We start from the raw sequence: 14,654 nt of genomic DNA, 5'->3' as shown, positions 1-14,654 counted from the left end.
GTAGTTCAGGCAGTAAACGGCGGATTGTCGCCGTGGTCACCGGGGGCGGTGGCAGGAGGCGGAGCGGGTCAACCCTGGTGAACCAGGTGACACGACCGACACAGGAGACACAGTCAACACAGACAACACAGTCAACGGGTGCCGACGATGTCGGTGATGATCCCCGCGGCGCCGCCGTCGACGAGTTGGCGTCCTACGTCACGGCCGAGTTTCTCGGCTCTGGCGCGTATGGTCGGCCACTCCCCGTCGGCATGTGGATCGGGGGCACCGAGGTTGATGGAGGCCTCACGCACCAGTTGATGCTCCCCGTCCATCCCGAAGACGCCGCCCTGCAGGGTCAGCTGTCCAGCCGTGAACTCGGAGTAGGCGCCCACCGGTGCGGTGCAGCCTGCCTGGAGTTCAGCCAGTACGGCCCGCTCAGCCACGGCACGGGCATGTGAGGCCGGGTCGTCGAGGGTGAGGACGGCGGCGAGGGCATCGGCGTCGTCGGCGCGGACCTCCACGCAGAGCGCCCCCTGGGCCGGGGCGGGCATCATGTCGGCCACGGCGATGATCTCGGAGGCGCGGTCGATCTGACCGACGCGTTGCAGGCCGGCGTGGGCGAGCACGACGGCGGCGAGGTCCTCCTCGCCACCGCGGACGCGTCCCATGCGGGTGTCGATGTTGCCGCGGATCGGCAGGATCTCCAGGTCAGGACGCAGCGCGCGCAGCTGGGACACCCGCCGGGGCGCCCCGGTGCCGACCTTCGCACCCTTCGGCAGCTCACGCAGCGAGGCGTCGTCGAGGCTGACCAGGATGTCGCGCGGGTCGACGCGCCGCGGGACCACCTGGACGAATCGCTCGTCCGGCGCGGTCGGCAGGTCCTTGAAGGAATGCACGGCGACATCGCACTCACCGTCGGCCAGTGCATTGCGCAGGGTCTCGGTGAATACGCCGACACCGATGCGATTCACCGGGGTCTGCGCCTTCTGCGAGGCATCGCCGGGGGTGTGGACGAAGTGCAGCTCGGCACCGTCGATGTTCTCGGTGGCGGTCTGGGCACAGAGGTCGTCACGGACAGTGCCGGCCTGGGTGCGCGCAAGCGTGCTTGCCCTGGTTCCGACCAGGAGGGTACGGGTCACGAGGCCTCCCCGTCGTGGGTGGTGGACTTTCGGACCGCGGTCACGTCGGCGGCGGTCAGATCACTGGTCTCGCTACCGGGGTTACCGGGCTGAGCTTTCATGCCGCCGAGACGGGCCTTGCCGGCGTCGCCGGGTTCGATGGACTCGGAGACCATCGCCGACGTGCTGGAAGGGAGGTTGAACAGGGTGGCCAGCGCTTCGGCGTAGTTGACTGCACCGTCCTGCGTGGTGAGCTTCTTCACCTGCACCGTGGGGGTGTGCAGCAGCTTGTCGACCACCCGACGTATGGTGCGGGCGACCTCGGCCCGGTCCCCGTCGGCGATGCCGGGGGTGCGTCGCAGCAGCTGGGCGAGTTCATCGTCGACGACATCGGCGGCGCGCTGACGCAGCGCCTTGACCGTGGGCACGACCGACTGGATCCGGACCTGCTCCAGGTACTCGGCGAGCTCGGCGGCGATGATCTCGCGCGCCTCGGATTCATTCCGGGCACCGGCACCGGCCAGTGTGGTGAACTCCTCGATGTTCAGCAGGTGGACGTCCTCGGAGACCGCTGCGACGGCATCGTCGATGTCGCGCGGCATGGACAGGTCGACCAGCACCATCGGGCGCGGGTTTTCTGCCTGGGTCCCGGCGACGTCCTCGGGGCCGAGCACGGTGCCGACGGCACCGGTGGCGGAGACCACCACGTCGACACCCGTCAGGGCACCGCGCAGGCCCTCCAGTGACGTGGCACCGGCGGACACACCTGCCTCCCGGGCGTGGGCGGCGAGGTTCTCGGCGCGCGAGAGCGTCCGGTTGACCACGGTGACGTGGTCGACGCCGGACTTGCCGAGGTAGGTCGACGCGAGCGAAGCCATCGCACCGGCGCCGACGACGACGGCGGAGCGTCCCCGCATGTCGGACGCTCCGAGCTCGGCCAGAGCGTGGTCCAGGGCGAAGCTGACCATCGAGGAGCCGGCCTCGTCCACATCGGTCTCGGTGTGGACCCGCTTGCCGGCGCGCAGGGCACGCTGGGTCAGGTCGTGCAGGGTCGCGCCGACCGTGCCATTGTCCGAGGCCGAGGTGTAGGCGTTGCGCAGCTGGCCGATCACCTGCTGTTCGCCGACGACCATGGAGTCCAGGCCGGCGGCCACGGTGAGCATGTGCTCGGCGGCGGCGTCAGCGTAACGGACGTAGAGGTAGGGCTCCAGGTCGCTGGCGGGCATGCCGGCGTGCGCGGCGATGGTCTCGACCACGTGGTCCAACGCGGGGTGGAACGCGGTGGTCGCCGCGTAGAACTCCATGCGGTTGCAGGTCGAGAGGATGAGTGCTTCGGTGACACACTCCCCGCCAAGGAGGTCACGTTCGAGTACGTTGAGCTCCGCCGGTGAAACGGATGCCTTCTCCAACACCGGCACCGGGGCGGAGCGGAATGAGAGGCCAACCAGCAGCACTGCCGCCGGTCCGGTGATCCCCAGTCCTGCCATGGACTCACTGCCTCCTGAGTTGCCGATCGAGTCGTCGATCTCGTGTTCGTCACATCCCGCGAGCGTCAGGCATCACGGGTTTCCGAGTATCTACGGTATCCCTTGAGACCCCCCAATATCAAAAGCGCTCTACCCGGGTTGCTATGGGGTCGCCGCAGTGATCGCCTCGACAAGCTCCTCGTCGTCGACCTCCCAGCAGGCGATCTCCTCGTCGTCGACGAGGACGACCGGCACCCGGTCACCGAATTCAACGGCGAGACTGCGCTCCGAATCCACGTCGACGATCTGCAGGTCAGCGTGATGTTCCCGGCAGATAGGGGCGATCTGTTCCCGCACCCGGGCGCAGGATCCGCAGGTGCTGCGCACCATGAGGGTGACGGTCGGGGTAGCGGAAGACTGCATGGCGACCAGTGTAGTCGGCGTCCCGACACAAAAACGTGGCCCCCGGCCATCAAGGACCGGGGACCACGCTGCAGAGCCACACACTGGTGGGGTGTGGCTGCGGTTTACTTGCCGAGCTTCCGTCGCTGAACGCGGGTACGGCGCAGCATCTTACGGTGCTTCTTCTTCGACATGCGCTTGCGGCGCTTCTTGATGACAGAACCCATGGGTCCTCCCTCGTGGTTTGTTCTTCGGTTACGGATCGCCTCTGGTGGTCGGTTCCCGCCGAACGCGTGAGCATCCTGCAACGGCGACTGAGACCACGGGGGATCTCAGCGATCGGGACCGAACCGACACGAATGGCTGACAGTCTATCGTCACCCCCTCCCCTGCAGCAAAAGACCCCTCCCCTTGGCATCAGCGGCAGTACTGCCACCATCACCAAGGGGAGGGGTCGAACGCATCCGCCGGACGAACCGACGGGGACGGGACGCTAGCCGGTCTGGCCCGCCTCGTAGATCGAGGCGCCCAGGTAGTCCTCAACCGCCTGCTCGTGCACGCGGAAAGAGCGTCCCACGCGGACGGCCGGAAGCTCACCGGAGTGAACCAGTCGGTACACGGTCATCTTGGACACCCGCATAAGCTCGGCGACCTCAGCGACCGTGAGAAACGTTCCACTGTCATTGCTTGCCATAATTTCCATCCTTTACGACGCACGCACGCGCTGCAGGCTTCCCCTCCTGCAGTACTCGAAACGCCGAGCGCTGACCCCAATACTAACGTTATTCCTGTGAATAATGCGACAGGAACAACATAATTGAACTACTGACACGGTTGTGACTAGCGAGACCCCACCAATCACACCTGCACCAAATGCCCCCATACAGGGGTGGAGGTGGGGGGTGGCTGGTGGGGCCTGGTGTCGAATCAGATGACGAGAAGGATACCCCGCCGGGTGTCGTTTCAGGAGTCTGCTGAACGCCCTGCCGGACGGGCCTCAGCGACTCAGGAGTCCGAGGGGCGGCCGAGCTCCTGCGACTTGTCCGCACACGCCTGCATGGCGCGGAAGAAGGCCGCACGGATCCCGTTCTCCTCCAGGGTGCGGGTCGCCGCAGCGGTGGTTCCACCGGGGCTGGTCACGTTGGCACGCAGCTGGACCGGGTCGAGGTCCCCCTGGGCCATCATCGTCGCCGCACCCTCGATAGTGGCGACAGCGAGTTGCTGGGCGACATCGCGGGTCAGTCCCAGCTGCACGCCGGCATCGGTCATCGCCTCGCCGACGAGGAACAGATAGGCCGGGCCGGAGCCGGAGACAGCGGTCACCGCGTCAATGTCCTTCTCTGCCACGGCCACGGCCGAACCGACGGTGGCGAACAGTTCACGGACGGCCTCGACCTGCTCGGCGGAGGCGAAACGTCCACCGGCGATGGCACTCATGCCCTTGCCGACGAGCATCGGGGTGTTCGGCATCACGCGAACCACGGCAACACCGGCGGCCAGCGAGGACTCCATGCTCGCCAGGCTGACGCCGGCGGCAACCGAGACCACGATGGTGTCGGTGTCGTTGTTGTCGATGGTCGAGGAGATCTCGTCGAGGACCGGGCCGACGATGTAGGGCTTCACGGCGATGACGACGATGTCCGCGTCGGAGGTGGCCTCGGCGGCGTTGTCGGCCGGGATGACACCGTAACGCTCACGCAGGACGTCCACGCGCTCGGTACTGGGGTCGAAGACGACGATATCGGGCTTGTCCCCCTGCTCCCCGTTGCCGACGAGCCCTGACATCAGGGCCTCGCCGATGTTTCCTCCACCAATGAATGCGATTCTAGTCATGTACCCCAGCGTGCCAGGCTGGGGTGACGAACGCCAGTGAGGGGTCGGTCAGATCGACAAGATCAGCCGTGGCCCGAGCGTGAGTGCAAGGCCCACGATCAGGGAAAGAACCAGGATAAGGGTGTCACGGTGCCGCAACAGTGCGTGCACCAGACCCACACAGATCAGGGTGACGATCACGGCCATGGCCAGGACCAGCCCGGCGGCGAGCTTGTCCCACAGCAGGGTGAATCCGAAGAAGATGATGACACCGATGACGACGGCGATGGCAGCCTGACCGATCATCGCCGGCCACGAGACGGCGTCATCCTCGTACTCGATGATCTCGTCGGGGTCCTCAGAGTCAACGGAGTCAGTGTACTCAGCGTCCGCGTCGAACTCAGCGTCCGCGTCCGCCATTCCGGCCTCGGCGGTGCCGTAGGCGTCCGTGTCGTGCCCGAAGTCCACGGAATCCACCGTGTCCGCAGTGTCCACAGTGTCCACAGCGTCCGCAGTGTTCACGGCGGAGCCAGAGAACTCCTCGAACTCCTCCTCCGCGTCAGCGGACTCAGTCTGGATGCCAGCGGCACCGGCGCCGATCCCAGCAGCCGTAGCGCCAGCAGCGGTGGCACCAACGGTCGGGAAGACGTTGGTGGCGTCGGCATCGGCGTTGCCGGCCTCGACCTCACCCGCAGCGTCCGGCTCTGCAGACCCAGTGTCCACCGTGTCCGCAGTGTCCTCGGCGGCGACCGATGCAGCCGCATCACCGTACACGTCAGCGTCACCGTACGTGTCGGCATCGCCGGCGACCGGGATGATGGTCGTGGCGTCGGTGTCGTGACTGAACAGCCCGGGGTACCCGGACGCGGCCGGGGTCCCAGCCCCAGTATCGGCACCGTTGTCGGCAGCGGCCTCTGCGGCAACTTCGACGTCCGGCTCCTCGACCGGCTCGGCCACCGCATCCTGCACGGTCGGCTCAGCCGCCTCAACCTGCTCCGTCGCAGCGTCCTGACTCTCATGAGCCCCGACGTGTTCCAGATCCTCATCGCGGACCACCGGGATGGATCCGGTCAGCTCAGAGACAGAAACTCCACCCTCCTCGAGGGTGCGACGTCGCCGCGGACGCCCCGAGCCGGAGCGTCCGCCCTCCTTCGCATTGCGGGCCATCAGCTCCGCAACAGTCAGTTTCTCACTCATCAATCGTTCCCATCATCGGTAACCGCCAGCCGGCGGATCACTCTCGCGTCAATCCGTCGACCCACGACAGCCACCATCTCATTTTCCGGTGGCCCTGTCTCCTACCTCAATTATCAGTCGACAGTTTACAGCTATCACAGTTCCTGCCCACATCGTCGCTCTCCGGACCGGAAAACCCGACTACACCAAGTGAAACACAGTGTAGGTCAGTGGAAGTCCAAGTCGATCTCGGGGTTCAACGTAGCGTCCTCCGCATCGGCACGACGCAGAATCACCCCCTCACGCAGTGCCCAGGGGCACAACTCCAACTGCTCGATGCCCAGATGACGCATCGTCGCCTCGGCAACCAGTGCACCAGCGACAATCTGGTGGGACCGGTCAGCCGACACACCCTCCAGCTCAGCGCGGTCCGCCGCGGTCATCCGGGAGATGAACGCCGACAACTGCCGCACACCCGGCTGGGTCAGCACACGCCGCACCCGGGGGCCCGCCGACGACGGTGCCGCACCAGTCAACCGGGCCAGCATCCGGAAGGTCTTCGACGTACCCACCGCCAGGTCCACCGGGCCAGCCTCACGAAGCTGCTTGATCGGCTCCTCCAGCGTGGCGTCGATATGCGCCGCCAGCGCCTTGACCTCCTTCTTCTTCGGCGGATCAGTGTTGAACCACTCGTGGGTCAGCCGGCCGGCACCCAGATCGACCGACAAGGCGATGTCCGGCATCTCGTTGACGCCGATCGACATCTCCAGCGATCCACCACCGATGTCCAGGTCACAGATCCGACCCGCCGACCAGCCGAACCAGCGGCGCACCGCCAGGAACGTCAGCTGTGCCTCGGCGGGGCCGGAAAGGATGCGCAGCCGCACACCTGTGCTGGCCTCCACCGAATCCAGCACCTCGTCCGAGTTCGTCGCCGACCGCAACGCCGACGTGGCGAACGGCAGCATCTCGTCGCAGTGGAACTGCTCGGCCATCTCGGCAGCCAGCCCCACGCCCTTGGTGAGTTTCTTGACCCCCTTCGGCGTGATCGCACCGTCGCCGTCGAGGTACTCGACGAGACGCATGGGCGTCTTCCAGTTGCTCATCGGGGTCGGCGGACCGCCCGGAGCCATGTCCACCACCACAAGGTGGACCGTATTGCTTCCCACATCCAAGACACCTAGTCGCACGAGGTCCACCCTATCCGGTCTACGGTGGTCCACGTGACACATTCCCTCTTGCACGGCACCGGCGAGGACGCCGACGGTTCCTGGATCCCCAGCGGATACCCGGACGGCACCCCCGCCGACCTCGCCGTGCGCGACGGCCGGGAGACCCCGGCCGACCATCCCCGGGAGTTCCTCGAGTTCATCGACCCCGACGACTCCGAGCACCTGGTCTCGGTCGACCTGACCTGGCTGTTGTCGACCTACCGGTGCCGTTTCGGGACGGACGCCTGCCACGGCATCGACCCGGAGAACCCGGATGTCGGATGCTGCGTGCACGGGGCGTTCCTCACCGACGAGGACGACCGCGGGGCACTCGCCGAGATCGTCCCGCACCTCACCGACGAGGACTGGCAACTGCGTCCGATGGTTCTCGGGGAATCGCGGGATACTAGTGCTGTCGGCAGTAGTGACGACAGCAGTGCGGACGACGGCAGTACGGACGGTGGCGAGATCGAGCCGTGGCTGGTGTGGGACGAACTCGACGTCGAGGACGGGGCCGGTGGAGAGGACGGTGGGACCGAACCCGCCCTGAAGACCCGGGTCCACGACGGGGCCTGTGTCTTCGCCAACCGGGCGTCCCACCCCGGCGGCCCCGGGTGCGCGCTGCACGGCTGGGCGCTGCGCAATGACGTGCCCATCACCGTCGCCAAGCCCGAGGTGTGCTGGCAGCTGCCGCTGCGTCGGGAAGAGGCCTGGGAAACCCGTCCCGACGGCTCAGAAATGCTGCGCACCTCCATCACCGAATACAACCGACGCGGGTGGGGTGCCGGCGGCGAGGACTTCGACTGGTACTGCACCAGCGACCCGGGGTGCCACGGCGGCGCGGGCGAGGAAGCGCTCTGGTCGACCAGTGCCGATGAACTCCGGGAACTGATCGGAGAGGCCGCCTACGAGGTCGTCGCCGAGCACTGCCGGCAACGCGAGCAGCTGGCGAAGGTCGCCCCGTCCGGCTTCCCGCTGCTGTCGATCCACCCGGCGACGGCGGCGGCCCGGGCGTCCGACTGAACGGTCGCGGCGTCCCCGGAGAACTACTGGGCTACCCCTCGAACTTGTAGCCCAGCCCGCGGACCGTCACCAGCACCTTCGGCTTCGCCGGATCCACCTCGACCTTCGACCGCAACCGTTTGACGTGTACGTCGAGGGTCTTGGTGTCGCCGACGTAGTCGATCCCCCACACCCGGTCGATGAGCTGGCCGCGGGTGAGCACCCTGCCCTCATTGCGCATGAGGTACTCCAGCAGGTCGAACTCCTTGAGCGGCAGTGAGACGTCCTTCCCCTCCACCGTCACCGTGTGTCGCTCGACGTCCAGCACCACGCGGCGACTGCGCAGCACCTGGCCATCGTCACCCTCCCCCTCGATCTCCGGCTCCCCGCCGCGGCGCAGGACGGCCCGGATCCGGGCGATCAACTCCCTCGCGGAGTACGGCTTGGTGACGTAGTCGTCCGCACCGATCTCCAGGCCGACGACCTTGTCGATCTCACTGTCGCGTGCGGTCACCATGATCACCGGCACAGTGGAGACCGTCCGCAACTGCTTGCAGACCTCCGTGCCGGACATGCCGGGCAGCATGACGTCCAGCAGCACCAGGTCGATGCCGTGGGCGTTGAACTTCTCCAGGGCCGCGGGACCGTCCGCGGCGGAGTAGACACCGAACCCCTCCTTCTCCAACAGGAAAGCGAGTGGCTCTGCCAACGATTGCTCATCTTCGACAATGAGCACGGTCGGTCGATCAGTGGTCACGGTTGGTTCGTTGTCCTCACACGTCGATGTCGGCCATATGACGGCCGAGTTTGCAGCAGACCGCTTCAGTCTAAACGCGAGCCGACCTGCTCGCCTGCCTGTTGAGCGCGATACACGCACTGTTCGACAAGAGTTCGCCTGGAGTTTGCTTTGGGCCGGACGCAGCATCCGGGAGATCTACTGCTCGCCGGGCAGCAGTTCGGTGGAGACGAACCGGTCCTGGTCCGGGACGTTCTCGGCAACAGAGTCATCGTCCCGCAACACCGGGAACTCCAGGGAGAACGTCGAGCCGGTACCCGGCCTGGACCACAACGACACATTGCCACCATGGTTGATCACCGTGTGCTTGACCACCGCCAGGCCCAGGCCCGTGCCGCCGGTGGCACGGGAACGGGCCTTGTCCGCCCGGTAGAAACGCTCGAAGACGCGCTTCTGCTCCTCCTTCGGGATGCCGGTCCCCCGGTCGGTCACCCTGATCACCACAGACTCGCCGCGCACCGCTCGGGTGACGGTGACCGGGGTGTCCTCCGGGGAGTAGTTGATCGCATTGGAAATCAGGTTGGTCACCGCAGTGACCAGCAGTCCCTCATCGCCCATCAGTTGTGCGTTGCAGGGGCCGTCGGTCCGCAGTTCCAGGCCCTCGACCTCGGCGGCCATCGTCGAGCGTTCCACCGCCCTGTCGACGACGTCGTCGACGTTGACCGGCTGAGGGTCCGGCAACGACTCCGCCCCCTGCAACTTCGACAGGCCTATCAGCTCGGCGATCATCGTGGAGATGCGTTGGGTCTCCACGCCCAGCTTCTGCCCGAAGTACTCGACGGCCGCCGGGTCGTCGCTGGCCTCCAGCATCGTCTCGACCAGCAGGGAGATCGCCCCGACCGGGGTCTTGAGTTCGTGGGAGACATTTGCCACGAAGTCCCGGCGGGCGGACTCCATCCGCACCTGTTCGGAGTTGTCCCAGCTGTAGACCACGACAAAACGGTCGTCGGCGGTGGTCAGTCGTTTCACGGACACCGCGACGGAGAACAACGGGCCGACGGTGGTGGGGCCGGGGTGCAACACCCCGTCGCGGGGCTCGCCGTCGTCGAAGACCCGCTGGGCCAGACGCCAGACCTCGGGGACGAGCCGACGCTCGTCCACAACCCCCAGCTCCTGGGCGGTCCGGTTGGACAGCACCAGGTCAGCACGGTGGTCGACCACCGCGAAACCCCAGGGCGCGGATTCCAGGGCGAAGTGCATGACCTGCGCCAAGGTCGAGACCTTGTTCTGCTGGGTCTCGCGCCGGATGCGTGCCTCCAGGCGACGTTCCACACGCCGCCGGAGAATGAAGATCACTGCGGTGACCAGCGCCCCGACCAGTAGGCCGAGGACGACGGCCGCGCCGAGTTCAGCCCCCGCGGAGTTCATCCCTGAACTACTTGCCGCCCTGCGCGGCGACGGCGGCCGCTCCGGCCTCTGCGGCCTCCGGGTCGAGGTATTCGCCACCGGGGTTCAGCACCGTACCGGTGGAGCTGAGGCGGTAGACCAGCGGGATGCCGGTGGGGATGTTCAGCCCGGCGATGTCCTCGTCGGAGATCTTGTCGAGGTGCTTGACCAGGGCGCGCAGCGAGTTGCCGTGGGCGGCGACCAGGACGGTCTCGCCGTTCTCCAGCCGGGGCAAGATCTCGGTCTGGTAGTAGGGCACCAGGCGCTTGACGACGTCCAGCAGGCACTCGGTCTTCGGGACCTCGGAGAGACCGGCGTAGCGCGGGTCGCCGGCCTGGGAGTACTCCTCGCCGTCCTCCAGCGCCGGCGGCGGGGTGTCGTAGCTGCGACGCCATGCCATGAACTGGTCGTCGCCGTACTTCTCCTTGGTCTCGGCCTTGTTCAGCCCCTGCAGCGCACCGTAGTGGCGCTCGTTGAGCCGCCAGTCACGGATGACCGGGATCCAGTGCCGGTCGGCCTTGTCCAGGGCCAGCGCGGCGGTGGTGATCGCGCGACGCAGCACCGAGGTGTACAGGATGCCGGGCTTCAGGCCGGCGTCGGCGATGAGCTCGCCGCCGCGGACGGCCTCGGCACGCCCCTTCTCGGTGAGGTCGACGTCAACCCAGCCGGTGAACTGGTTGGATGCGTTCCATTCGCTCTGCCCGTGGCGGAGCAGGATCAGTGTGCCGTGGTTCGATTCGCTCATGGCTCTTATTCTGCCACGTCCCGCTGCTGCGCACCGGACCGACTACCCAGGGAGGGGTACGGTCAGTTGTTCTCCCGTTCATCTGCGCCCGGCAGGTCGTCACCGACGAGGAGACGGAGCGCACCTGCGATACCCGTGAAGCTGGAGCGCTGTTCGGGCACGGCGTAGCTCTCCACCGAGTAGCCGTTGACCAGCAGCAACACGAGTGAGCCGAGGGAGAGGTCCTCGTCGGTCAGGTCGTCTTCGTCGATACCGAGGACGCCGGCAGCGAGGGTGTACCTGCCCTCCTCGTACTGACGCTCGATCCGTTCCCTGACCTCTTCGGAGAACTCCGCCTGCGCCATCGCCTGGAAGCTGGCGACGAGGGTTTCACGGTTGGCGGCCAGTCCGGTGTCGATCGATTCCACGATCGCCTCCAGCCGCTCCATCGGCGTGTCCCCGGCGGAGTTCTCGATGGCCGCTTCCAGCACATTGCCCCAGTCGTCCCAGATCTCCAGCACCGCAGTGGTGAGCAGGGCGTCCTTGGAACCGTAGTAGTAGCCGATGGAGGCCAGGTTCGCCCCGGAAACCGTGGCGATGTCGCGGGCGGTCGTGCGGCCGAAACCCTTCTCGGCGATGCACTTCTTCGCGCCTTCGAGGAGATCTTCTTTCTGGCTCATACCGCCAGGGTACCGCACGTTCATACGTGTGTTTCACCCCTCCACCTCACGGTCGTTCGCAACCAGTCCTCTATACACACGTATGAAACATACGTATGATCGTCCGTATGAATACCAACACACCGCCCTCATCCCCCTCCTCAACCACATCCTCGAGCCGATCCACCGGCCCGCCGCGCGGCCGCGTCGCCAGCAGTGCCGCCAGCCGCGCCACCGGACGCGAATGGGTCGGCCTGGGCGTCCTGTTCGTGGCCACACTGCTCGTGTCCATGGATCTGTCCGTCCTGTTCATCGCCCTGCCGTGGATCACCGCAGACCTGGCACCCACCGGAACCCAGGAACTCTGGATCATGGACATCTACGGCTTCGTCCTTGCCGGACTTCTGGTCGCCATGGGCAGCATCGGCGACCGCATCGGGCGCCGCCGACTACTGATGATCGGCGCCCTCCTCTTCGGGGTGGCGTCCCTGGTCTCCGCACTCTCGACAACCCCGGAAATGCTGATCACCGGACGCGTCATTTTCGGTGTCGGCGGCGCAGCCCTGCTGCCCTCCGTCCTCGCCATGATCCGCGTCATGTTCACCGACGAGGACCAACGCCGCACCGCCATCGGCATCTGGACGGCCGGGTTCGCCGGAGGCCCCGCCATCGGCCCCATCATCGGCGGCCTACTGCTCGAGCACTTCCACTGGGGATCGGTCTTCCTGATCAACATCCCGATCATGGCCGTCCTTCTCATCGCCGCACCGATGCTGCTGCGCGAATCCCGCGACCCGAATCCGGGCCCCCTCGACCCGGTGAGTGTCCTGCTCCCGCTTCAGGCCGTCGTGCCCGTCATCTTCGGAAATCAAGGAGCTGGTGAAGAGCATCGGCGAGGGCAGCGCCGTGAACCCGGTCCACATCATCAGCATCATCATCGGCGTGCTCTTCGGCGCATGGTTCATCCGTCGCCAGCTCGCCACATCCACCCCGCTGTTGGATGTCCGCCTGTTCGGTCGCACTCCGTTCAGCGCCTCCATCGTCGCCAGCATGACCGTCGTCTTCGCCGTCGGCGGGATGGGCCTGCTGGCAGTGCAGTTCCTGCAGACGGTCCTGGGTTACGGCCCGTTCACCGCCGCGCTGTGGATGCTCCCGACCGTGGCCGGCACGCTGGTCGGCGTCACTGCGGTGTCGGTTCTGGCGAAAACGGTGCGTCCCGCATTCCTGGTCGCCGCCGGCCTCCTGTTCGTCGCTGCAGGGTTCCTGACCACGGGCACGATCGACAGTGATTCATCGGTGCTGATGCTGATCAGTGCGTACACGGTGATGACGGTGGGTGTCGGCATCACGACCACCCTGGGCGCGTCCCTGGTGATGCCCACCGCGCCGGAGGAGAAGGCCGGTGCGGTGTCCTCGATCTACGAGACTGCCGGGGAGTTCGGCGGGGCACTCGGCATCGCCGTGCTCGGCACCATTTCCGGCGCGGTGTACGCAGACCGCATGGGCGGCAGCTCCGACACCATCGGCGCTGCGGTCGCGGAGGCGGAACGTATGCCGGACGCCACGGCCGCCCCCTTGCTCGATGCCGCTTTCGACGCCTTCGCCCAGGGCTTCAGCCTGGCCGCGACGGTCGGCGGAATCCTCGCCGCTGTCGTTGCCGTGGTCGCCGCGTTCACCCTCCGCAAGCTCCCGGTAAGTGCCGAAAGACACGAAGAAACTGATGACATCTGACACCTGTGCATCCGGCCCCCGGCCGGAAGAACAAAAGGTATGAACACCATGAACGCCATCACCACCACCTGTCCGGAGTGTGGCGCGCAGTGGGACGACATGACCTGCGCCGACTACTTCCAGGAACTACTGGCCCTGGACCATCGGGACGTCCACCCTTTCGGACGCTTCCACGGGCTCAACGTCGCCTGTTATCTGCTGCAGCATCCTTTGGAGATCCCGGAGGGCCAGCAGGACCAGATCGGCTCGCTGTGGCAGATGCTCACCGTCTACCTCTCCGGCGGGATCGAGGCGGTCAACGATCTCGAGCGTCTGCAGGACGCGGGCGGCGTCCCGTCCTTCGATGCGCCGGTGGCAGGGTCACGTGGGGCTGTGAGATTTTCGTCGGACGCCCCGATCCCGGTGCCGGAACGCAGCCGCGCACCGAGCATCACCATCGGCGACGTCGCGGCGACCGACCCCAACGACCCGTCCCGCGGGCTGTTCCCGATCGCCGGATACGAGGACCGGATGCACCTGTGGGTGCTGTCCATCGCCGCCGAACGTGGGCTCGGTGCCGCAGCATGAGCCGCGGGGCGTGACTGGGAAACCCCGATGAAAATGAAGGAAGGTGGCGCCCATGGGACGCCTGATCTACTCGATGACCTGCTCGACCGACGGCTACGTCGCAGACGAGGAGGGACGCTTCGACGACTGGGCGCGTCCCGATGAACAGGTTCTGGAAGCCATCAACCAGGACATGTCGGAGGTCGGTACGTACCTGTACGGCCGCCGGATGTACGAGATGATGACCGTGTGGGAGACCGATCCCGATATCGCGGCGGATTCGCCTGAGTCAGAGGTCTTCGCCGAGGACTGGCAGTCGAAGGAGAAGGTCGTCTTCTCGACCACCCTCTACAAGGTCACTACCACCCGCACGCGTCTGGAGCGCGAGTTTGTCCCGGAGACGGTCCGCGCGATCAAGGACGCCACCGACAAAGACCTCACCGTGGTCGGTCCGACCCTGGCAGCCGACGCGCTGCGTCACGGATTGGTCGACGAGGTGCACATGGTCGTCTGCCCCATCCTCATCGGCGGTGGCCTCCGCATGTTCCCGGACACCCGGATCCCCCTGCGCCTGCTCCACGAGCAAGGCTTCGACAGCGGAATGGTGCAACTCAAGTACGCGGTCGAGAACTGACGGGACCGA

Annotated in this window: 17 protein-coding genes and 1 pseudogene; 5 read left to right on the top strand and 13 right to left on the bottom strand. The window is 66.4% G+C overall.

Going from position 1 to position 14,654, the window contains the following annotated elements; translation table 11 throughout:
• Nucleotides 1-131 precede the first annotated feature (131 nt).
• The 8 genes from hemC to ACTXPP_RS04740 form a co-directional block, all read right to left on the bottom strand.
• Nucleotides 132-1,121: a hydroxymethylbilane synthase gene (gene hemC / locus ACTXPP_RS04775; RefSeq protein WP_301494076.1), complete on the bottom strand. Its 990-nt coding sequence runs from the start codon at nt 1,119-1,121 to the stop codon at nt 132-134.
• Entirely contained in the window at nt 1,118-2,587 is a 1,470-nt protein-coding gene (locus ACTXPP_RS04770) for a glutamyl-tRNA reductase (protein WP_443341163.1), read from the bottom strand. Before ACTXPP_RS04770 ends, hemC begins: the two co-directional genes overlap by 4 nt.
• Before the next feature lie 141 nt (nt 2,588-2,728).
• On the bottom strand, nt 2,729-2,989 hold the full coding sequence (locus tag ACTXPP_RS04765; RefSeq protein ID WP_301494072.1) for a glutaredoxin family protein: 261 nt from the start codon (nt 2,987-2,989) through the stop codon (nt 2,729-2,731).
• A 104-nt stretch (nt 2,990-3,093) separates the two neighbouring features.
• Complete coding sequence (locus ACTXPP_RS04760) at nt 3,094-3,195, bottom strand: 30S ribosomal protein bS22 (RefSeq protein ID WP_003855542.1); 102 nt, start codon at nt 3,193-3,195, stop codon at nt 3,094-3,096.
• A gap of 266 nt (nt 3,196-3,461) precedes the next feature.
• The gene (locus ACTXPP_RS04755) at nt 3,462-3,662 is read right to left on the bottom strand and encodes a helix-turn-helix domain-containing protein (RefSeq protein WP_301494070.1); all 201 of its coding nucleotides are present in this window, start codon (nt 3,660-3,662) and stop codon (nt 3,462-3,464) included.
• 311 nt (nt 3,663-3,973) lie between these two features.
• Nucleotides 3,974-4,801 (bottom strand): pyrroline-5-carboxylate reductase, encoded by an 828-nt coding sequence (gene proC, locus ACTXPP_RS04750; protein ID WP_301498685.1) that lies wholly within the window; start codon nt 4,799-4,801, stop codon nt 3,974-3,976.
• Between the two features lie 48 nt (nt 4,802-4,849).
• Nucleotides 4,850-5,977, bottom strand: coding sequence for a hypothetical protein (locus ACTXPP_RS04745; protein ID WP_301498683.1), 1,128 nt, complete (start codon nt 5,975-5,977; stop codon nt 4,850-4,852).
• Nucleotides 5,978-6,183: 206 nt separating this feature from the next.
• The gene (locus ACTXPP_RS04740) at nt 6,184-7,146 is read right to left on the bottom strand and encodes a Ppx/GppA family phosphatase (protein ID WP_301498681.1); all 963 of its coding nucleotides are present in this window, start codon (nt 7,144-7,146) and stop codon (nt 6,184-6,186) included.
• Nucleotides 7,147-7,179: 33 nt separating this feature from the next.
• On the opposite strand from ACTXPP_RS04740, the gene ACTXPP_RS04735 reads away from it, so the two are divergent.
• Nucleotides 7,180-8,190 (top strand): DUF3109 family protein, encoded by a 1,011-nt coding sequence (locus ACTXPP_RS04735; protein ID WP_301496008.1) that lies wholly within the window; start codon nt 7,180-7,182, stop codon nt 8,188-8,190.
• A gap of 31 nt (nt 8,191-8,221) precedes the next feature.
• Here ACTXPP_RS04735 and ACTXPP_RS04730 read toward each other — a convergent pair whose 3' ends face one another.
• The 4 genes from ACTXPP_RS04730 to ACTXPP_RS04715 all read right to left on the bottom strand — a co-directional run bounded on the left by ACTXPP_RS04730 (nt 8,222) and on the right by ACTXPP_RS04715 (nt 11,755).
• Nucleotides 8,222-8,926, bottom strand: a complete 705-nt coding sequence (locus tag ACTXPP_RS04730) for a response regulator (protein ID WP_301496006.1) — start codon at nt 8,924-8,926, stop codon at nt 8,222-8,224.
• Between the two features lie 177 nt (nt 8,927-9,103).
• Nucleotides 9,104-10,333 (bottom strand): sensor histidine kinase, encoded by a 1,230-nt coding sequence (locus tag ACTXPP_RS04725; protein ID WP_301496004.1) that lies wholly within the window; start codon nt 10,331-10,333, stop codon nt 9,104-9,106.
• A gap of 7 nt (nt 10,334-10,340) precedes the next feature.
• Nucleotides 10,341-11,096 carry a phosphoglyceromutase gene (locus ACTXPP_RS04720; RefSeq protein WP_301496002.1) on the bottom strand — a complete coding sequence of 252 codons (756 nt, stop codon included), beginning with the start codon at nt 11,094-11,096 and terminating at the stop codon, nt 10,341-10,343.
• 62 nt (nt 11,097-11,158) lie between these two features.
• Complete coding sequence (locus tag ACTXPP_RS04715) at nt 11,159-11,755, bottom strand: TetR/AcrR family transcriptional regulator (RefSeq protein WP_301496001.1); 597 nt, start codon at nt 11,753-11,755, stop codon at nt 11,159-11,161.
• 95 nt (nt 11,756-11,850) lie between these two features.
• Here ACTXPP_RS04715 and ACTXPP_RS04710 point away from each other — a divergent pair.
• Nucleotides 11,851-12,516, top strand: a pseudogene (locus tag ACTXPP_RS04710) (MFS transporter); the annotation flags it as partial.
• Here the strand turns inward: ACTXPP_RS04710 and ACTXPP_RS04705 are convergent.
• Nucleotides 12,424-12,624 (bottom strand): hypothetical protein, encoded by a 201-nt coding sequence (locus tag ACTXPP_RS04705; RefSeq protein ID WP_301495999.1) that lies wholly within the window; start codon nt 12,622-12,624, stop codon nt 12,424-12,426. The pseudogene ACTXPP_RS04710 and the gene ACTXPP_RS04705 sit on opposite strands and share 93 nt — an antisense overlap.
• Here ACTXPP_RS04705 and ACTXPP_RS04700 point away from each other — a divergent pair.
• The 3 genes from ACTXPP_RS04700 to ACTXPP_RS04690 are packed head-to-tail and all read left to right on the top strand — an operon-like array spanning nt 12,614 to nt 14,645.
• Complete coding sequence (locus ACTXPP_RS04700) at nt 12,614-13,465, top strand: MFS transporter (protein ID WP_301495997.1); 852 nt, start codon at nt 12,614-12,616, stop codon at nt 13,463-13,465. The two genes, ACTXPP_RS04705 and ACTXPP_RS04700, sit on opposite strands and share 11 nt — an antisense overlap.
• Nucleotides 13,466-13,513: 48 nt before the next feature.
• On the top strand, nt 13,514-14,032 hold the full coding sequence (locus ACTXPP_RS04695; protein WP_443341154.1) for a DUF5946 family protein: 519 nt from the start codon (nt 13,514-13,516) through the stop codon (nt 14,030-14,032).
• Between the two features lie 52 nt (nt 14,033-14,084).
• Nucleotides 14,085-14,645, top strand: a complete 561-nt coding sequence (locus tag ACTXPP_RS04690; RefSeq protein WP_301495993.1) for a dihydrofolate reductase family protein — start codon at nt 14,085-14,087, stop codon at nt 14,643-14,645.
• Nucleotides 14,646-14,654 lie beyond the last annotated feature (9 nt).

Origin of the sequence: Candidatus Corynebacterium faecigallinarum, from assembly GCF_052264515.1 — a bacterium.
Classification (GTDB): Bacteria; Actinomycetota; Actinomycetes; order Mycobacteriales; family Mycobacteriaceae; genus Corynebacterium; species Corynebacterium faecigallinarum.
The sequence above is the reverse complement of the archived record's forward strand: the minus strand, read 5'-3'. Positions and strand labels throughout refer to the sequence as shown.